We start from the raw sequence: 18,850 nt of genomic DNA, 5'->3' as shown, positions 1-18,850 counted from the left end.
GTCAGGCGGCGGCGAGGCAGCGGGTGAAGGTTTCCGCGTCCACATTGCCACCGGAGAGCACGATGACAGCCGTGCCGCCGGAGACGTTGAGCCGCCCCTCCAGCAGACTCGCCAGAGCCACGGCGCCGCCCGGCTCCACCACGAGCTTGAGTTCGCGGAAGGCGTATTCCACCGCCCGCGCCACCTCGGCGTCGGTCACGGACGCCGCCTCGCCGACGATGCGGCGGGTGATTTCGAAAGTGATGGCGCCGGGGGTGGGCGCCAGCAGCGCGTCGCAGAAGGAGCCGTCGGGCTGGGCATTGCGCTCGCGTACGCCGGAGCGGAAGGAACGGGCGTGGTCGTCGAAACCCGCCGGCTCGCACACCACCACCCGCGCCTGTGGCGCAACCCGCTTCACGGCGAGCGCGATGCCGGCCACGAGGCCCCCGCCGGAGGCATTGGCCGCCACGAGGTCCGGCACGCGGCCGAGGGCGGCGAGGTCCTGCACGATCTCAAGGCCCACCGTGCCCTGCCCGGCGATGATGTGGGGATCGTCATAGGGCGGCACCATGATGGCGCCGCGCTCCGCTGCAATGGCGCGGGCGATGGCGTCGCGGTCCTCGGTGCGGCGGTCGTAGCCCACCACTTCCGCGCCGAGCGCGCGGGTGCGGTCGCGCTTCAGGGCAGGCGCGTCGTGGGGCATGACGATGACGGCCGGCATGCCGAGGATCTTCGCCGCGGCGGCAACGCCCTGGGCATGGTTCCCGGACGAGCAGGCGACGACGCCGGCAGCGCGCGCCTCTTCGGGGATCTGCACCATGCGGTTGAAGGCACCGCGAAACTTGAAGGAACCGGTGCGCTGCAACGTCTCCGGCTTCAGGAATACGTCGGCGCCCATCCGCTCGCTCAGCACAGGCGAGAACACCAGCGGGGTGCGCACGGCGAAACCGAGCAGCCGCGCGGCAGCGGCATCGACATCTTCGGCGGTGGGAAGCGGGGCGGGCTGAATCTGGGAGGCGCTCATGCGCCGGAAGCTACCCGACGCCGCCGCCGAAGGCGATAGCGCCGCGCGATGGGTCCGATGTCATGCGCGATCAGCACGTTGTCGAGGAACTGCCGGGCACTCTCCCGCCACGTATAGCGCAGCGCGAAGCGGCGGGCGGCGGCGGGCGACAGCTCCAGCGCCTTGAGGCAGGCGGTGCGCAGATCCTCGTCCAGGATGCCCACCTGCTCCGTCGCATCGGCCAGCACGTCGGTCGGGCCGGTGACGGGATAGGCCGCGACGGGAAGGCCGCTCGCCAGCGCTTCCAGGAGCACGATGCCGAAGGTGTCGGTGCGGCTCGGGAAGCAGAAGACGTCGCAGGCGGAATAGACCTGCGCCAGGTCCTCGCCTTCCTTCGAGCCCAGGAAGTGCACGGCGGGGAAGCGCTCCTTCAGGCTGGCGAGGGCCGGGCCGTTGCCCACCACCACCTTGGAGCCGGGCAGATCGAGATTGAGGAACGCCTCGATGTTCTTCTCAACCGCCACGCGGCCGACGAACAGATAGACCGGGCGCGGCAGGTTCAGCGTCGCCTCGGGGCGCGGACGGAACAGGTCCGCATCCACGCCGCGCGACCAGCGCATCAACCGCTTGAAGCCGCGCGCCTCGAGATCCCGCTCCAGCGTGGCGGTGGAGACCATGACGCCGCCGCCGGCATTGTGGAAGGAGCGCAGCCACGCATAGGTCAGCCGCTCCGGCACCGGCGCGCGGGCGGCGAGGTATTCCGGGAATTTCGTGTGGTAGGAGGTTGTGAAGGTGCGGCGCGAGGCGATGCAGGCCCGGCGCACCAGGATGCCGATGGGCCCTTCGGTCGCGATATGCACGAAGTCCGGCTGCAGCGCCTCGATGCGCCGCATGATCATGCGGGGCGTGGCGAGGGCGAGCCTGATCTCGTTGTAGGTGGGCAGCGGGACGGTGCGGAAGCCCTGCGGGGTCAGGAACTGCATGTCCGCCCCGAGGTTCTCGGCCTCGCGGGCGGTATGCTCCAGGGATCGCACCACGCCATTGATCTGGGGATGCCACGCATCGGTGGCCACGAGAACCCGCATCAGGCCGCCGCGCGCGCCCCCTCGACGACCTCGCCCTCCTGGGCCGGCGCATTCTTTTCCAGCTTGCGCGTCCAGGAAATGATCTCGAGGCGGCCGTCCTCATGCTCGGCAACGGCGGTGCAGCTCTCCACCCAGTCGCCGCAATTGACGTAGCGGACGCCAAACTGGTCGTGGATGGTGGCGTGATGGATGTGGCCGCAGATCACACCATCGACCTGATGGCGCTTGGCCTCCTCGGCCACCGCCTCCTCGAACTTGCCGATATAGTTGACCGCGTTCTTCACCTTGAGCTTGGCCCACTGGCTCAGCGACCAGTAGGTGAGGCCGAGGCGGCGGCGGATCTTGTTGAGGTAGGTATTGATGCCGAGGGCGGCGGTGTAGGCCCAGTCGCCCAGGAAGGCGAGCCACTTGGCGTGGCGCACGACCAGATCGAACACGTCGCCGTGGATCACCAGGTAGCGCTTGCCGTCGGCCGCCTCGTGGATGGCGGTCTCCACCACCTCGATCCCGCCGAAGTGGGTGCCGTAATAATCACGCAGGAACTCATCGTGGTTGCCCGGCAGGTAGAGCATGCGCGCGCCCTTGCGGCCCTTGCGCAGCAGCTTCTGCACCACGTCGTTGTGCTTTTGCGGCCAGTACCAGTTGGCCTTCAGCCGCCAGCCGTCGACGATGTCGCCGACGAGATAGACGGTATCGGCTTCATTGTACTTGAGGAAATCGAGGAGCAGTTCGGCCTGGCAGCCCTTGGTGCCGAGATGCACGTCGGAGATGAAGAGGGCGCGATAGCGGCGCGTTTCAGGACTGTCGCTCACGCCCGATACCTCCACCTTCCGCGGCCCACCGGTGCGACCGTAACAGCCAGCCCCGGCTAAGGCGCCATCGTGGCACCGGTAAGGCGCCCCGCTCAAGTTCGCCGGCAGGCTGGCCCATTGACCTTCCCGAGGGGCCGGCGCGCTTGCTTTCGACGCTTCGGACTTAGCCGGAGTCGTGTATCCCTTTTATGACGTCCGCCCGCGAAAAGGAAGGCCACCTGCCCAATCCTGCGACTTGCACAGATTAGATGCAGATCATTGCTGCCTCGGGAAGGCGGCTAATAGTCGAGGGTCGAATCGTCCAAGTCATTCCCTCCCGCGCCCGGTCGGGCGACCTGTCAAATCGCAACATCTCATCTCTGCCGGCGGGCGCGCGCGACCAGCGCTCACCGTCGAGGAGCGAATCCCGGGGCGCGGCATATTCGCCCCGCTCCTTTCGTCGCATGCGGCGTGCGTCGCATCGGGGCGCGCCACCTCGGCTCCTGCCGACGAAAATTATCCGTTCCACCATTGACCTTGGCCGAAGACCGCGCCAGCGTGCCCCCGCCTTGGACGGAGCTGATCCTGCACCGCCCACACCAGAACAACGCCATACAATTCCACCAGGAGCTCCCCCGATGAAGCTGGTCCGCTTCGGCGATTTTGGACGAGAGAAGCCGGGTCTAATCGATTCAGACGGCAAGGTTCGCGACCTGTCCGGCGTCATCGCGGATCTCAATGGCGAGACGCTCGCGCCCGAGAGCCTGAAGAAGATCGCCGCCCTTGACCCCGCGTCCCTGCCGCTCGCGCCGGAAGGCGCCCGCCTCGGCGCCTGCGTCGCCCGTCCGGGCAATTTCGTCGCGGTGGGCCTGAATTTCGCGGACCACGCCGCCGAGACCAACAATCCCATTCCCGAGGAGCCGGTGCTTTTCAACAAGGCGCCGAACTGCATCGTCGGCCCCAACGACAACGTGATGATCCCCAAGGGCTCGCTGAAGCTCGACTGGGAGGTGGAGTTCGCCTTCGTCATGGGCAAGCGCGCCCGCTATGTCGAGGAGAAGGACGCCCTCGACTACGTGGCCGGCTACTGCATCTGCAATGACGTCTCCGAGCGCCATTTCCAGATCGAGCGCTCCGGCCAGTGGATGAAGGGCAAGGGCTGCGAGACCTTCGGCCCGCTCGGCCCCTGGCTCGTCACCACCGACGAGATCCCCGACACCTCCACCCTCGCCATGTGGCTGGAAGTGAACGGCGAGCGCGTCCAGAACGGCTCCATGAAGACCATGATCTTCCGCATCCCGTTCCTGGTGCACTACATCAGCCAGTTCATGGTGCTGGATGCCGGCGACGTCATCACCACCGGCACCCCGCCCGGCGTCGGCCTCGGCTTCAAGCCGCCGCGCTTCCTGAAGGCCGGCGACGTGATGCGCGTCGGCATCGAGGGCCTCGGCGAACAGCTGCAGACCGTGGTTCCGTTCAAGCTCTGAACGAAAGCACCGTTTGATGTCATCCCGGCCGCCGCCCCTCGCGGCGGCCGTTTCATATCCGGTGCCCGAGCGTCCCCGTGATGGCATAGCGCTTCACCCTCTGCGCGCAGGCGAGATAGACGAGGGTGATGCCGGCGACGGCGGCGAGGGTGGTTGCCGGAAGCGGCACGAAGCCGAACCAGCCGCCGATCCCACTCAGAGGCACAACGAAGGCGACGGCCAGGGCGCCCAGCGCGGAGATGATCAGCGTCCGGTCCGGCGGCGTTTCGCCGAGCGGCAGGCGGGTGCGGATGAGGAAGACCACCAGCACTTGCGTGGCGATGGATTCCAGGAACCACGCCGTGCGGAACGCCTCCACCCCGGCGCCGAGCACCAGCAGCAGCACGCCGAAGGTGAGGAAATCGAACAGCGAGGAGAGCGGCCCCATCACCGCCGCGAACCGCACCAGCCCCTTCATGTCCCACTGCTGCGGCGTGGCGAGGTCCGCCTCATCCACGGCATCGAAGGGGATGCCGACCTCGGAAAGGTCGTAGAGCAGGTTGTTGAGCAGGATCTGCGTGGCGAGCAGCGGCAGGAACGGCAGGAACAGGCTGGCCGCCGCCATGGACAGCATGTTGCCGAAATTGGAGCTGGCGCCCATCCGCACATATTTCAGGATGTTGGCGAAGGTCCGCCGCCCCTCCTCCACGCCGTCGGCCACCACGTCGAGGTCGGGCGCGAGAAGGATCATGTCGGCGGCGGCGCGGGCCACGCCCGTCGCTCCATCCACCGACAGGCCGACATCTGCGAGTTTCAGGCCAGGCGCGTCGTTCACCCCGTCGCCGAGGAAGCCGACGGTCTCGCCATCGGCCATCAAGGCCCGCACCACCCGCACCTTCTGGTTGGGTGTCATGCGGCCGAAGACGTTCACGCTGCGCACGCGCACCCGCAGGGCGTCGTCGGACAGGTGCGCCACTTCGGCGCCGGAGAGCATGTCCGCGGCATCGATGCCGAGTTCCCCGGCGACGCGGGCGACTACCGTGGGGTCATCCCCCGACAGCACCTTCACCCTGACCCCTGCCCCCCTCAACCGGGCCAGCGCATGGGCGGCGGTGGGCTTGGGCGGGTCCTCGAACAGGCAGAAGCCTTCCAGCACGAGACCGGATTCGTCCTCCGGCTCCAGACTGCCGGTGCGGGCCATGCCGTCCGGCGTGCCGGCGCGCGTGGCGATGGCGATCGCGCGCAGGCCCTGCTCCGCGTGCCGCTTGAGCTGGGTCGCGATGGCGGCACGGGCCTCAGCATCCAGTTCGACGATTGCGTCTCCAACCCGGCGGCTGGTGCACACGTCCATCACCGCTTCCGGCGCGCCCTTGCAGACGAGGAGGCGCTCGCCGGCGCCGTCCCCTGCCCGCTCCGCCAGCACCGAACCACGTCGGCGCTCGTAGCCGAAGCCGAGGCGGGAGGGGGCCGACCAGCCGTCCGCCGCATCGGGCGCGGCGGCGGCAAGGGCCGTGTCCATCCAGCTGCGATCGCCCGCCAGCTCCGCGCACAGCGCTGCGAGTTCGGCTGGCCGATGCGTCGCCTGCCCGCTTGCGTCCTCGCTGCCGGCGAGGACGATCTCGGCGGAGGTGAGCGTACCGGTCTTGTCCGTGCAGAGCACCGTCATGGCGCCGAGGTCGTGGATGGCGGTGAGGCGCTTCACGATCACCTTGCGCTGCGCCATGCGCACGGCCCCGCGTGAGAGGGTGACGGTGGTGATCATGGGCAGCAGCTCGGGCGTGAGGCCCACCGCGAGCGCCACCGCGAACATGAGCGATTCCAGCAGCGGCCGCCCCAGCACGAGGTTCACCGCCAGCACCGCCACCGACAAGACGCCAGCGGCGCGGGCGATGACGAAGCCGAGGGCCCGCAGGTCCCGCTGGAAAGGCGACAATGCGGAATCTTCGGCGAGCAGGGCAGCAGCGGCGCCGAACAGGGTCGAGCGGCCGGTGGCGACCGCGAGCGCCACCGCCTCGCCGCTCTGCGCCACTGCGCCACGGAACAGCGCGTTCGTCGCCTCCGCCGCCACCGTGGACGAGACGGCGCCGGGTCGCTTCTCCACCGCATAGGGCTCGCCCGTGAGCGCCGCCTCGTTCGCGGCGAAGCCATCGGAGGAGAGGATCACCGCATCCGCCGGGATGATGTCGCCGGTACGCACGCGGAACACGTCGCCGGGCACGATCCGGTCGGTGGGGAGCGTGCAGAAAACGCCATCGCGGCACACCTCGGCCGTCAGCGCGACCTGCTCGCGCAGGGCCGCCGCGGCCTTGGAGGCTCGCGCCTCCTGCACCGTGTCGAGACCGATGGATGCGACGATGACGAGGATGATGATGGCCGCGCTCGCCGCATCTCCCGTCGCGGCGGAGACGCCGGCGGCCACGAGCAGCATGAGGATCAGCGGTTCCAGCAGGCGGCGCAGCAGGGCGCGGATCGGTCCGCTCCGGCTCGGCGGCTTGTCGAGGTTGGGGCCGAAGCGATCAAGCCGCTCGGCCGCCTCGGCGGAGGACAGTCCGGTGGTGCCGCAGGTGAGGCGCAGGCAGAGGGCGTCCGGCGCCTCTGTCCAGAAGGGCGCCGTCCCCACATCGACAGGAGCGCTCCCGACGGCGGAGGCCTTGTCCTGCGAACCCTGTCCGGCGATCTCCACGGGCGGCCTCCGGCGCTGTTCGAGCCGCCCGGAGCCTAGATCACATTTGCGGCCGGCGGGTACCGGCCTCGATCAAGAAACGGCGGCGAAGGCGACCTTCCGCAGCGGTCTCATTGCATCGTGGTCGTGGCCAGCCAGCTTTTCACCGCGCCGAGGGCCTCGGTGCGGTTGCCGGTGCGATGCTGGGCCTCCTGGAAGACGGCGAGCTGAACGTCGGCGCTGGTGCCCTCCTCGGCAATGGTGCGCACACGCATGAGAGCCTCGAGACAGCCCAGCGCTTCCGCGTCCGAGGCCACGAGGTTGACGAGCCCATCCACCGCGTCCCGCACCGCCACGGAGCGGCGCTGGGCAAGATCCACGAACGAGCCATGCACGCCGTAGCGCTGGGCGCGCCACTTGTTCTCGTCGGCAATGGCCCGGTCCACCGGACCCACATCGCGGTTGTGGTGGGGATTGCGCACGAGGAAGCGCACCAGCGAGCGGTAGAGGGCGGCGATGGCCACCGTGTCCGTCGAGCGGGTGCAGCTGTCCGGCGCGCGCAGTTCCAGGGTCGGCAACTGGCGCGAGGGGCGGATGGCCCACCACACATAGCTCGAATCGGTGATGGCCCGGGCCGCGACCATGGCTTCCACATAGCGATCATAGGCGGCGCTGTTCTCGAACATCTCCGGCAGGCCGGTGCGCGGCAGCTCGTCATAGGCGGCGAGCCGGTAGCCCATGAGCCCGGTCTGCTTGGCGCCCCAGAAGGGCGAGGAGGTGGAGAGAGCGATGAAGTGCGGGATGTAGGGGACGATGCGGCGCATCACGTCCACCCGCTCGTCCGGGTCGGGCAGTTCCACATGCACGTGCAGGCCGCACACCATGTTGCGCTCGCCCAGCATCTTGAGGTCGTTCATGACCCCGTCGTAGCGGTTCGCCCGCGTGGCGCGCACACCGTCCCAGGTGGCGGTGGGGTGGGTACCGGATGCGATGACGGCGAGGCCGTGCTCGCCCGCGACCTGTGAGACGGCGTGGCGTAGTCCGCGGATTTCATCCAGCGCGCTGCCGATGCCGGTGACCGGGCGGGTCGCGATCTCCAGCTGCGACTGGAGCATCTCCACCGAGACGGCGTCGCCCAGCCGGTCCTTCAGCTCGTCGAAAAAACCTGCCGGCATGCGCTTTTGCACCGCCTTCGTCTGGGCGTCGACGACGAAGAACTCCTCTTCGATTCCGAAGCTGTAATCGTTCGACACGGAGCCCTCCACAGAACCTGGCGTCACGGCGAGCCAGTAACGCCCGCCCTATTGCGAAGTTCCGGGGAGACTGACGCGAAATCAGTCCAAATTTGGGCACTGATTCACGCGCTAGAATGCACGTTAAGGTTCAATGTCTTCCCGCAATGCACGCGAGATGGACAAAATCCAAAGTAGTTCGCGAACGAATCGCAAGAACTATTTTATGTCCACCGATGGAACAAAAGCCCCCTATGGGCGTTTCAACCGCCTCACCGGCGCGCCGCATTCACCAGCGCAAGGGCGGCGACGGCTGCCGTATCGGCGCGCAGGATGCGCGGACCGAGACTGAGGGTGAGGCCTCTCGGGGCGATACGCATACGCTCCTCGGGGCTGAATCCCCCCTCCGGGCCGATCAGGACGCTCACCGGTCCCGGCCGGGCCTGCTTCAGCGCGGCAATGGGGTCTTCGTCGGCCGAGGCCTCATCGCAGAACACCAGAAGGCGGTCCTCGGCGAGGGACGCAAGCCAGCTGTCGAGCGGGCGCGGCTCCTCCACATGGGGCAGGCTGAGGATGCCGCACTGTTCGGCGGCCTCGATTGCGTTGGCGGTCATGCGCTCGACATTGACGCGGGAGACCTGGGTGTAGCGGGTGATGACCGGGCTGAGAATGCCCGCGCCCATCTCCACCGCCTTCTGAACCATATAATCGAGCCGCGCATGCTTCAGCGGCGCGAACGCATATTCCAGCGTCGGCGCGGGCGGCTGGGCGCGGGTCTCGCGCAGAACCTCGAGGCGCACCTCGCGCTTGCCGCCGGCGATCCGTGTCGCCCGCCATTCGCCATCCCGGCCGTTGAACAGGAGGATGTCCTCGCCGACCCCAAGGCGGATGACGTTGGCCACGTAGTGCGCCGCCTCGCGCTCCAGCACGATCTCGGCGCCCTCGGCCAGATCGGCGGCGACGTGCAGGCGTTGGGCGTGGAAATCGTGCTCGGGCATGGCGGCTCCTCTCGCCGGAGGGACACCACGCATCGGCGCGCGTTGCAAGCTTGCGGTTCCGACCCCCGGAAACGAAAACAGGCGGAGACCCGAAGGGCCCCGCCTGTCTCACCCCCCGAACGCCCCTCGGGAGACAACGCCCTGACCGGCGCTCAGGTATTATCCACAAGAGCAGCCTTTGGTTGCATCCCCCGAATGGAGGATGCGAGGGACGCAGATACCGTGTCAGACGCGGCAAGGCGTCGCCGGGAGCCCCTCAAGGCTCGGTGTCGACGCCTCCCTGTCAGAGCTTACTTGGAGCCGTCGGGCTTGAACTGGGCGAGGAAGGCGATGAGGTCCTTGCGCTCGTCCTCGTTCTTGACGCCGGCGAAGGCCATCTTGCCCTTGGGCACGAGGTGTTTGGGATTCTCGATGTAGTCGTTGAGGGTCGCCTCGTCCCACACCTTGCCGGCGGCGGCGCCGTCCTTGATGTCCTGGGAATAGGCATAGCCCTCGAAGTGCGCCCACTTGGCGCCGACGATGCCGTTCAGCGGCGGGCCGACCTTCACCTTGGCGTCGGGGCCGATGGCATGGCAGGCCATGCACTTCTTGAATACGGTCTCGCCCTTGGCGACGTCGGGGTCGGCATAGGCCGAACCGGTGGCGGCGGCGAGGACAAGGGCAGAAGCCAGAACAAGACGCATTGAGCTATATCCTCTCTGTCGGCCGGGCCCCGGCTGTGCATGGCGGTGGTGTTCGCACCTGCAGTTTCGCGGAAGCCAGCTTGGATGCTTTACCGGGCAGACGCCTCCACCTAGGACACGACATATACCCCCGGCGGAGGGGTCGGGTTCCTTAGCATGTTTCCAACCCGGCCTTCGATGCGACCTTGAGACCACCCGGAACGACGGCTTGAGCGTGACCCTTGTTGTCAAAATTGGTGGAAGCCTGACACGGGGCGCGCCGCCCCGGCTTCTGCTCGAACGCCTCTCGGGCCGGAAGGGACTGGTGCTCGTGCCGGGGGGTGGAGCCTTGGCCGATCAGGTTCGCGTGATTCAGCCGCAGATGGGGCTTTCCGATGGGGCAGCCCACCGCATGGCGATCCTCGCCATGGAGCAGATGGCCCACGCGTTCCTCGACATGGCCCCGGGCCTGCGCCCCGCGCGGACGCCGGCCGAGCTGACGTCCGCCGCCGCGACCGGCGCCGCCCTGTGGCTTCCCGCCACCATGACCCTCGACGCGCCGGACATCCCCCAGGGCTGGGACGTGACATCCGACAGCCTCGCCTTGTGGCTCGCCGCACAGCTTCCGGCCCCACGGCTGGTGCTGGTGAAGGCGCCGGGCGTGACGATCCCCCAGACCGGCGACCGCGCGAGCGATATTGCGGCCTGGACTGCGGCCGGTCTGGTGGATGCGGCTTTTGCGACCATGGCACGGGGATATTCTGGCGATATTGTCCTCGTCCCCGCCGACGACGGGGCGCTGATGGAGCAGGCGCTCGAACCGCTTGCACCGCAGAGCATCGAGGAAACGAGAGAAGGCCCGCGCCGATCATGAGCGAGACCCGTTCCAGCAAGAAGCCGCCCCGCTGGGCCTGGGCCCTCACCGGCTCCGGGCACTATTTCACCGAGAGCATCGAGATCATCCGCGAGCTTCAGGACGTGGACCTGTTCATCTCCGACGCGGCGGACGAAGTGCTGCGCATGTACAAGCAGGACAAGGAGCCCCTGCCGGCCCAGACGCAGGTGTTCCGCGACAATTCGGCCTCCTCCGCCTCCGTCGGGCGATTCTATCACGGCGAGTATCACACCCTCGTCGTCTCCCCCGCCTCCTCCAACACGGTGGCGAAGGCGGTGCACGGTATCTCGGATACGCTCGTCACCAATTGCTTCGCCCAGGCCGGCAAGTGCCGGGTGGCCTGCATCGTGTTCGCCTGCGACAGCCAGCCGGAGATGATCACCATGGCGCCGGAAGGCCCGGTGCCGGTTTATCCGCGCCGCATCGATCTGGAGAATACCGCGAAGCTCAAGACCTTCGAGGCGACCGTGGTGGCCGAGACGCTGGAGGAACTGCGCCTCGCCGTCGCCCGTCGCCGGGCCGAGCTTGCCACCCTCTATCCCGTCCCGGCCTGAGCCATGGCCAAGCGCGTCGCCCTCGTCACCGGCTCGCTGGCAGAGCCGCGCATCCGCCGCATCGCGGAGGAGCTTGCGGACGGCACGCTCGATCCGGTGGTGGTGAACATCGGGGTGAAGGTCGCGGCGCTGATGACGGCGGAGATTGTGGAGCGCCGCCTCAAGCTGCCCGAGGGCACGGACAAGGTGCTGATGCCCGGCCGCTTCCGGGGCGACTTGGATCGCCTCGCCGCCCGCTTCGGCCTGCCGTTCGAGCGCGGCCCGGAGGAGGCGGCGGACCTGCCCAGCTATTTCGGCCGCGGCAAGGGTCGCAATGTGCCCCTCGACCGCCACGATGTGACGCTGTTCGCCGAGATCGTGGACGCCACCCGCCTCACCATCCCGCAATTGCTGGACCGTGCCCGCTTCCTGAGGGGCGAGGGCGCGGACGTGATCGACCTCGGCGCGTTGCCCGACAATCCGTTTCCACATCTGGAAGAAGCCATCGCCGCCCTCAAGGGCGAGGGCTTCAAGGTGAGTGTGGACAGCTTCGACCCGGAAGAGCTGCGCCGGGGCACCCGCGCGGGGGCGGACTACCTGCTCAGCCTCAACGAAACCAACCTCGCCATCGCCGATGAAGGCGCGGCCGTGCCGGTGTTGGTGCCGGCGCAGGCGGGCGACCTTGCCTCGCTCCTGCGCGCCATCGAGGCGTGCGAGGCCGCGGGGCGCCCCTTCCTCGCCGATCCCATCCTCGATCCCATCCATCTCGGCTTCACCGCATCGCTCGTGCGCTATGCGGAGTTGCGGCGGCTGAAGCCGGACATCCCCATCCTGATGGGCATCGGCAATGTCACCGAGCTGACGGACGCCGACACCACCGGCATGAACGCGCTGCTGATGGGCATCATCTCCGAGCTGCGCCTCAATGCCGTCCTGGCGGTGCAGGTGAGCCCCCATTGCCGTACGGCGGTGCGCGAGTTCGACCGGGCGCGCCGGGAATATTACGCCGCGCGCGAGGCCGGCGCCCTGCCGCAGGGCTTCGGCGGCGGGCTGATGGCCCTGCGCGACCGGCACCCCTGGTCCACCAGCCCCGAGGAAGTGGAGCGGCTGGCATCCACGGTGGCCGACCGCAATTTCCGCATCGAGGTGACGGAACAGGGCATCCACGTCTACAACCGCGACGGCCACCATGTGGCGGCGGACCCCTTCGCCCTCTTCCCCCATCTCAAGGTGGAGGACGACGGCGCCCACGCATTCTATCTCGGCGTGGAGACGGCGCGGGCGGAGATCGCCCACCACCTCGGCAAGCGCTATGCGCAGGACGAACCCTTGAAATGGGGCGTCGCGGGCGAGACCGGCGGCAGCGCCGAGGAGGCCCATCGGTTGACATTCAAGGAAGCGGGCTCGACGCTTTCATCGAAGAAGAAAGGCGAAAGCGCGTGATCCGGGAGACCATCGTCACCACCGTCTCGGCCGCCGGGGAGGCGCATATCGCGCCCATGGGCGCGACCGTGGTGGAGGGCGGCTATCTGCTCCAGCCCTTCCGGCCCTCGCGCACGCTGGACAATCTGGCGGCGGCGAAGAGCTGCGTGGTGAACTTCTCGGACGATGCCCGCATCTTCGCCGGCTGCATCACCGGCCGGCACCGCTCCTGGCCTACCGTTCCCGCCACCCTTCTCAAGGGCGCCGCGCGCCTCGCCGACTGCCTCGCCCATGACGAGGTGGAGGTGGTGCGCATGGAGGACGACCCCACCCGGCCCCGCTTCTTCTGCCGCACCATCCACCGCGAGACCCATGCACCCTTCCTCGGGCTGAACCGCGCCGTCGCCGCTGTGCTGGAAGGCGCCATCCTCGTCTCGCGCCTGCACATGATGGACACGGACCGGGTGGACCGGGAGATGAACTATCTCTCCATCGCCATCGACAAGACCGCCGGCCCGGCCGAGCGTGAGGCGTGGGACTGGCTGTGCGAGACCATCGCCGACCACCGGGCGCGGGCGGCGTCATGACGGCGCACGTTCCGGCCCGGCCGGGCCTCCTTGCATCGGTGGCGACGCTGGATGAGATGCGCACGTCGCTGGCGGCGGGCGTCGATATCCTGGATCTCAAGAACCCGTCCGAGGGCGCGCTGGGCGCATGGGCGCCGGAAGCGCTGGTGGACGCCGTAGCCGTATGGCGCGCCGCTGGCGCACCGGGCAACCTCAGCGCCACGGTGGGCGACCACCCGCTGGACCCGGACGTGCTGCGCGCCGCCGCCGAGCGCACCTCCGCCACCGGCGTGCCCCTCGTGAAGATCGGATTTGCCCGCGGCGATGGCGTCGCCCTACCGCCCGTACTCGAAGCCCTTCGCCCCCTCGCCCGCGAGACCCGGCTGATCGCCGTCCTCTTCGCCGATCAGGCGCCGGACCTCGCTGCCGTGCCGCTGTTCGCCGCCGCTGGCTTTCATGGGGTGATGCTGGATACGGCGGACAAGTCGGCCGGCGGCCTGCTCGCCCACCTGCCGGTGGAAACCCTCGCCCGCTTCGTCGCGGCTGCCCGCGCTGAAGGGCTGCTGACCGGCCTCGCGGGTTCACTGAAGATAGCGGATATCGCTCCGCTGGCGGCGCTGCGGCCCCACTATCTCGGCTTCCGCGGTGCGCTCTGCGCCAAGGGGCGGACCAGTGCCCTCGATCCGGCGCGTCTGTCCGCCGTGCGCGATACGCTGGCGGGGCGCATCCTCGCCTGAGGCCGGTCAGGCGGGCGGGGTCGCCGCCGCCACCGCGTCGAGGATATCGCCCGCCGCTTCAATCTCCGCCTCGGTCACGGTCAGCGGCGGCAGCACGGCGAGCACATTGCCGAGCGGCCGGGCGAAAAGGCCCCGCTCGGCCAGAGCCTCGGTCAGCGAAGCGGCCGGCCCGGAGCAGACCAGCCCCTGAACGAGGCCGGTGCCAGTGGTGTCACTGAAAAGGTCCGGCCGGCGCCAGCGCAGGGTGGCGAGACGGTCCTCCAGCTTCCAGCCTATCTCCTGCACCCGCATCTCGAAGCCGGGCGCAAAAGCGGTCGCGAGGACCGGCAGCAGGCCGGCGGCTGCATCCTCACCCAGCAGCAGCAGGCCGGAGGGCAGGCTGCGGGCCAGACGGGCGCTGAGCACCAGTGCCGAGGCCCCCACCCCGTCTTCGGCCTCGCCCGGCAGCCCATCGATCACCATCACATCCGGCGCAACACCGCGCCATTCGTGGGCGAAGGCCATGCCCGTGCGTCCGAGGCCGGCGTCGGTCTCGTCGAACATCAGCACGACGCCATACTCATCCGCCGCCTGCCGTGCCGCCGCGAGGAGGAAGCCCGGCAGAAAGCGCAGGCCGGCGTCGATGGAGGCGGGCGCGAGCAGCAGCGCCGCCACGTTCGGCCCCATGGCGGCCTCGATGGCCGCTTCGTCCTCCGGGATGCGCCGCACACCCGCATCCTGCGCGAGCGCCGGGGGAAGCCGCGGGTCGTCGGAGACCACGATGATCTCCCGCCGCTTGGGCCGCCCCGCCGTGCGGTGGTGGAGACGGATGGTTTCGACCGCCCCACGCCACGCCGTCGCGCGATCGGCAAAGAAGCGGGCCACGTCGCCGAAGGAATGGTCCGTCAGGAGGGCGGCACATCTGGTGGATGCGGAAGCGCCCTCCCCTTCGCCCACCTCTCCTTTAACGATGCGCGCGGGATCGAAGCGGACGGCGCCCGAGAAATCGAGCACCGGCGCCGCAACGGCGGCTGCGTCGTCGGGCGGCGCTTCAATGCCGTCGGCGTCTGGGGCGGTTACCGACACGCTCTCCTCCATCCCCGGGATGAAGCAAGGAGCGCGCCGGGATCAGTCGTACTTGATGTAGGAAAAGCGCAGATCGTGCTGGGGCGTGCCCTCAAGCGGCGCATCCTCGCCGGCGCCGGGCTGCCACTGCACCACCTCCTCGATCTTCTTCGCGAGGGCGAGATCGCGCACGGTGATGCCCTTGGCGTCGTGGGACTGGAGCCGAACCTCCACCCATGCGTAGGAGGCGGTGAGGTCGGGATGATGCCACGCCGCCTCCGCCAGATGGCCGACGGTGTTGATGACCATCAGCGTGCCCTTCCAGCTGTTGGTCTTGTAGGTGCGCTTGATCCAGCCGTCCTCGTAGCGCCAATGGGGCAGCTCGGCGGCGAGGTGGGCCGCCACCTCTTCCGGCGTGAAGGTCTTCTTGCGATCAACGGTCATGGTCGGCTCCGCGGCAGGGCCCGGGCGCGCGCAGTTGATCTTGCCAGTTGATCTTGCACAGTGCGCCACGCGCCGGGTGATGCTGTATAAGGACGAGGCCCGCGGCAGCCCCGGGCATATCCCGTTCTGCCGCAGCGGATGGAGAACCATGTCGAACGCGCTCGCCTTCCTCGTCAACACGTCGATCGTGCTCCTCACCGTCGCCGCCATGGAAGGCGTGGCGTGGGCGGCGCATAAATATGTGATGCACGGCTGGGGCTGGGGCTGGCACAAGTCGCACCATGAGCCGCGCGAAGGCGTGTTCGAGCGCAACGACCTCTACGCCGTCGTGTTCGCCGGCATCGCCATCCTGCTCATCTATTTCTACCGCAATGGCGGCCCGCTGCTGTGGGTGGGCGTAGGAATGACCGTCTACGGCTTCCTGTATTTCTTCGTCCACGACGGCATCACGCACCAGCGCTGGCCGTTCCGCTACGTGCCGCGCAACGGCTATCTCAAGCGCCTCGTTCAGGCACACCGGCTGCATCATGCGGTGGAGGGCAAGGAGGGCTGCGTCTCCTTCGGCTTCATCTACGCGCCGCCGCCGGCCGCACTGAAGGCCAAGCTGAAGAAGCTGCACGGCGGCAGCCTCAAGAACAGCGAGGCGGCGGAATAGCCGCGCAATTCCTGATCCTGAAACGAAAAGAGGCGGCCCGAGAGCCGCCTCTTTCTTTTTGATCGGGAAGCCGTCAGGCCTTGACCAGCGGCAGCTTGGGCACCGGGCTGCCGGAGCGTCCCGGACCACCGGCCGGCCCGCCCTTCGGGCCCTTGCCCTTGGGGGTGGGCTTGGCCTTCGACTTGGCCGCCGGCTTGCGACGCTTGGCGGGGGCCGGGACGATTTTCTCCGGCTTGGGGGTGACGGGGCCTTCGGGGAATTCGAAGCCGAGCTTCGACTCCCTGCCTTCGCCCTCCACCACCACGCGCACGTGGCCGCCATTCTTGAGCGCGCCGAACAGCACGAGGTCCGCCAGCGGAGTCTTGATGAACTCCTGGATGACGCGGGCCATGGGCCGCGCGCCCATCTGCTCGTCGTAGCCGCGCTCCACCAGCCACGCGCCCGCCTCGTCGGAAAGCTCGATGGTGACGTTGCGGTCGGCGAGCTGGGCCTCCAGCTGGAGCACGAACTTCTCCACCACCTGGGTGATGACCTCGGGCGGCAGGTGGCCGAACGGGATCACCGCGTCGAGGCGGTTGCGGAACTCCGGCGCGAAGGTCCGGTTGATGGCCTCCGAATCGTCGCCCTCGCGCTTGCTGCGGGTGAAGCCGTAGGCAGCCTTGGCCAGATCCGCCGCACCCGCATTCGTGGTCATGATGAGAATCACGTTGCGGAAGTCGATCTGCTTACCGTTGTGGTCGGTCAGCTTCCCGTGGTCCATCACCTGCAGGAGGATGTTGAAGAGGTCCGGATGGGCCTTCTCGATCTCGTCCAGCAGCAGCACGCAGTGCGGGTTCTGGTCCACGCCATCCGTCAGCAGGCCGCCCTGGTCGAAGCCCACATAGCCGGGAGGCGCGCCGATGAGGCGGCTCACGGTGTGCCGCTCCATGTACTCCGACATGTCGAAGCGCAGGAGCTGCACGCCCAGGATAGAAGCGAGCTGCTTGGCCACTTCCGTCTTGCCGACGCCGGTGGGGCCGGAGAACAGGTAGCAGCCGATGGGCTTCTCCGGCTCGCGCAGGCCGGCACGGGCCAGCTTGATGGAGGCGGAGAGCGCCTCGATGGCCTTGTTCTGCCCATAGACCACTCGCTTGAGGGTCGTCTGCAGGTTGGCCAGCACCTCGGCATCGTCCTTGGAGACGGTCTTGGGCGGAATCCGCGCCATGGTGGCGATGGTCGCCTCGATCTCCTTCAGGCCGATGGTCTTCTTGCGCTTGGCCTCGGGCAGCAGCATCTGGGCCGCACCCGACTCGTCGATCACGTCGATCGCCTTGTCCGGCAGCTTGCGGTCGTGGATGTAGCGGGCCGACAGCTCCACCGCCGCCTTGATGGCGTCGTTGGTGTAGCGCAGCTTGTGGTAGTCCTCGAAGTAAGGCTTCAGCCCCTTCAGGATCTCGATGGCGTCCGGCACGGTGGGCTCGGCCACGTCGATCTTCTGGAAGCGGCGGACCAAGGCGCGGTCCTTCTCGAAATACTGGCGGTATTCCTTGTAGGTGGTCGAGCCCATGCAGCGCAGCGAGCCCGAGGCGAGCGCCGGCTTCAGCAGGTTGGACGCATCCATGGCGCCGCCCGAGGTCGCACCGGCACCGATGACCGTGTGGATCTCGTCGATGAACATGATCGCGTTGGGATAGGCCTCGATCTCCTTCACCACCTGCTTGAGGCGCTCCTCGAAGTCGCCGCGATAGCGGGTGCCGGCGAGCAGCGCGCCCATGTCGAGGGCGAAGACGGTGGCGGTGGCCAGCACCTCCGGCACCTCGCCGTCGTTGATGCGCTTGGCGAGACCCTCGGCGATGGCGGTCTTGCCGACGCCCGGATCGCCCACGAACAGCGGGTTGTTCTTCTGCCGGCGGCAGAGCACCTGGATGGTGCGGGTGATCTCGCTGTCGCGGCCGATGAGGGGATCGATCTTGCCCTCATGCGCCTTCTTGTTGAGGTTGATGCAGTAGGCGTCGAGCGCGTCGGCCTTCTTCTGCTTATCGTCGCCGGACTTGGTCTCGGTCTCCTCCTCGGCGCCGCGCACGGGCCGGCTCTCGGACATGCCGGAGCGCTTGGCGATGCCGTGGGAGATGTAGTTGACCGCGTCGTACCGCGTCATGTCCTGCTCCTGCAGGAAATAGGCGGCATGGCTCTCGCGCTCGGCGAAGATGGCGACGAGCACGTTGGCCCCCGTCACCTCCTCGCGGCCCGAGGACTGGACGTGGATGACCGCACGCTGGATGACGCGCTGGAAACCTGCCGTGGGCTTGGAATCGTCGGAGCCGGACTGGACGAGATTTTCCAGCTCGGTGTCGACATATTCTATGAGATTGCGACGGAGCTTCTCCATGTCGACGTTGCAGGCGCGCATAACGGCGGCCGCATCCTGATCATCGACGAGCGAGAGAAGCAGGTGCTCGAGAGTCGCGTATTCGTGGTGGCGTTCGTTCGCGAGGGCCAGAGCGCGATGGAGCGACTGTTCGAGGCTGCGTGAGAATGTAGGCATCGACACCTCTTTCGCGCGTCGCACCGGACTTTCGGAATCTTCCCCCAGATCCGGAGCACGTGCACCATTCACACAAACTTCGTACTGGATGCCGCAGTGCGCAAGTCCCTCGGCGAAAGGAAAGCGCGCGGGCCCGCCGCCGAATTCCGCTT

General features: G+C 68.1%; 17 protein-coding genes. 7 read left to right on the top strand and 10 right to left on the bottom strand.

The genetic code is table 11. The annotated features are described in order from the left end of the window. Nucleotide 1 precedes the first annotated feature (1 nt). From EJ105_RS07170 to EJ105_RS07160, 3 genes are read right to left on the bottom strand one after another with little or no spacing between them, the layout of a single operon-like run. Nucleotides 2–1,003, bottom strand: coding sequence for a threonine ammonia-lyase (locus EJ105_RS07170; RefSeq protein ID WP_029558658.1), 1,002 nt, complete (start codon nucleotides 1,001–1,003; stop codon nucleotides 2–4). After that, on the bottom strand, nucleotides 1,000–2,067 hold the full coding sequence (locus tag EJ105_RS07165; protein ID WP_029558659.1) for a glycosyltransferase family 4 protein: 1,068 nt from the start codon (nucleotides 2,065–2,067) through the stop codon (nucleotides 1,000–1,002). The genes EJ105_RS07170 and EJ105_RS07165 overlap by 4 nt, the downstream gene beginning before the upstream one ends. Continuing rightward, entirely contained in the window at nucleotides 2,067–2,879 is an 813-nt protein-coding gene (locus EJ105_RS07160) for a UDP-2,3-diacylglucosamine diphosphatase (protein ID WP_024278874.1), read from the bottom strand. Before EJ105_RS07160 ends, EJ105_RS07165 begins: the two co-directional genes overlap by 1 nt. Before the next feature lie 617 nt (nucleotides 2,880–3,496). Here EJ105_RS07160 and EJ105_RS07155 point away from each other — a divergent pair. Continuing rightward, nucleotides 3,497–4,345: a fumarylacetoacetate hydrolase family protein gene (locus EJ105_RS07155; protein ID WP_250165768.1), complete on the top strand. Its 849-nt coding sequence runs from the start codon at nucleotides 3,497–3,499 to the stop codon at nucleotides 4,343–4,345. Between the two features lie 52 nt (nucleotides 4,346–4,397). Here EJ105_RS07155 and mgtA read toward each other — a convergent pair whose 3' ends face one another. From mgtA to EJ105_RS07135, 4 genes are all read right to left on the bottom strand, one after another. Further along, nucleotides 4,398–7,007, bottom strand: coding sequence for a magnesium-translocating P-type ATPase (mgtA, locus tag EJ105_RS07150; RefSeq protein WP_394041618.1), 2,610 nt, complete (start codon nucleotides 7,005–7,007; stop codon nucleotides 4,398–4,400). A 110-nt stretch (nucleotides 7,008–7,117) separates the two neighbouring features. Next, nucleotides 7,118–8,239 carry a carboxylate-amine ligase gene (locus EJ105_RS07145; protein WP_250165767.1) on the bottom strand — a complete coding sequence of 374 codons (1,122 nt, stop codon included), beginning with the start codon at nucleotides 8,237–8,239 and terminating at the stop codon, nucleotides 7,118–7,120. A gap of 251 nt (nucleotides 8,240–8,490) precedes the next feature. Then, nucleotides 8,491–9,216, bottom strand: a complete 726-nt coding sequence (locus EJ105_RS07140; RefSeq protein ID WP_250165766.1) for a 16S rRNA (uracil(1498)-N(3))-methyltransferase — start codon at nucleotides 9,214–9,216, stop codon at nucleotides 8,491–8,493. A gap of 290 nt (nucleotides 9,217–9,506) precedes the next feature. After that, nucleotides 9,507–9,899: a c-type cytochrome gene (locus tag EJ105_RS07135; RefSeq protein WP_024278867.1), complete on the bottom strand. Its 393-nt coding sequence runs from the start codon at nucleotides 9,897–9,899 to the stop codon at nucleotides 9,507–9,509. Nucleotides 9,900–10,227: 328 nt separating this feature from the next. On the opposite strand from EJ105_RS07135, the gene EJ105_RS07130 reads away from it, so the two are divergent. Genes EJ105_RS07130 through EJ105_RS07110 form a run of 5 tightly spaced genes read left to right on the top strand, consistent with a single transcriptional unit; the run spans nucleotide 10,228 to nucleotide 14,031 of the window. Next, nucleotides 10,228–10,752 (top strand): amino acid kinase family protein, encoded by a 525-nt coding sequence (locus tag EJ105_RS07130; protein WP_250165765.1) that lies wholly within the window; start codon nucleotides 10,228–10,230, stop codon nucleotides 10,750–10,752. Next, nucleotides 10,749–11,327 carry a flavoprotein gene (locus EJ105_RS07125; RefSeq protein WP_024278865.1) on the top strand — a complete coding sequence of 193 codons (579 nt, stop codon included), beginning with the start codon at nucleotides 10,749–10,751 and terminating at the stop codon, nucleotides 11,325–11,327. Before EJ105_RS07130 ends, EJ105_RS07125 begins: the two co-directional genes overlap by 4 nt. 3 nt (nucleotides 11,328–11,330) lie before the next feature. Further along, a complete protein-coding gene (locus tag EJ105_RS07120) occupies nucleotides 11,331–12,749 on the top strand; it encodes a DUF6513 domain-containing protein (protein WP_250165764.1) in 1,419 nt (472 codons plus the stop codon). Then, nucleotides 12,746–13,315: a DUF447 domain-containing protein gene (locus EJ105_RS07115; protein ID WP_029558670.1), complete on the top strand. Its 570-nt coding sequence runs from the start codon at nucleotides 12,746–12,748 to the stop codon at nucleotides 13,313–13,315. The genes EJ105_RS07120 and EJ105_RS07115 overlap by 4 nt, the downstream gene beginning before the upstream one ends. Next, nucleotides 13,312–14,031, top strand: a complete 720-nt coding sequence (locus EJ105_RS07110) for a (5-formylfuran-3-yl)methyl phosphate synthase (protein ID WP_250165763.1) — start codon at nucleotides 13,312–13,314, stop codon at nucleotides 14,029–14,031. Before EJ105_RS07115 ends, EJ105_RS07110 begins: the two co-directional genes overlap by 4 nt. A gap of 6 nt (nucleotides 14,032–14,037) precedes the next feature. Here EJ105_RS07110 and EJ105_RS07105 read toward each other — a convergent pair whose 3' ends face one another. Together EJ105_RS07105 and EJ105_RS07100 are read right to left on the bottom strand one after the other, a co-directional pair. Continuing rightward, the gene (locus tag EJ105_RS07105; RefSeq protein WP_250165762.1) at nucleotides 14,038–15,096 is read right to left on the bottom strand and encodes an aminotransferase class III-fold pyridoxal phosphate-dependent enzyme; all 1,059 of its coding nucleotides are present in this window, start codon (nucleotides 15,094–15,096) and stop codon (nucleotides 14,038–14,040) included. A gap of 42 nt (nucleotides 15,097–15,138) precedes the next feature. Next, nucleotides 15,139–15,519, bottom strand: a complete 381-nt coding sequence (locus tag EJ105_RS07100; protein WP_250165761.1) for a 4a-hydroxytetrahydrobiopterin dehydratase — start codon at nucleotides 15,517–15,519, stop codon at nucleotides 15,139–15,141. 148 nt (nucleotides 15,520–15,667) lie between these two features. Between EJ105_RS07100 and EJ105_RS07095 the strand changes: the two genes are divergently transcribed. Next, a complete protein-coding gene (locus EJ105_RS07095; protein WP_169120087.1) occupies nucleotides 15,668–16,174 on the top strand; it encodes a sterol desaturase family protein in 507 nt (168 codons plus the stop codon). 73 nt (nucleotides 16,175–16,247) lie between these two features. Here EJ105_RS07095 and clpA read toward each other — a convergent pair whose 3' ends face one another. Beyond that, nucleotides 16,248–18,698 carry an ATP-dependent Clp protease ATP-binding subunit ClpA gene (clpA, locus tag EJ105_RS07090; protein WP_250165760.1) on the bottom strand — a complete coding sequence of 817 codons (2,451 nt, stop codon included), beginning with the start codon at nucleotides 18,696–18,698 and terminating at the stop codon, nucleotides 16,248–16,250. Nucleotides 18,699–18,850: the final 152 nt, after the last annotated feature.

The organism is Xanthobacter aminoxidans, assembly GCF_023571765.1.
GTDB lineage: Bacteria > Pseudomonadota > Alphaproteobacteria > Rhizobiales > Xanthobacteraceae > Xanthobacter > Xanthobacter aminoxidans.
The sequence above is the reverse complement of the archived record's forward strand: the minus strand, read 5'-3'. Positions and strand labels throughout refer to the sequence as shown.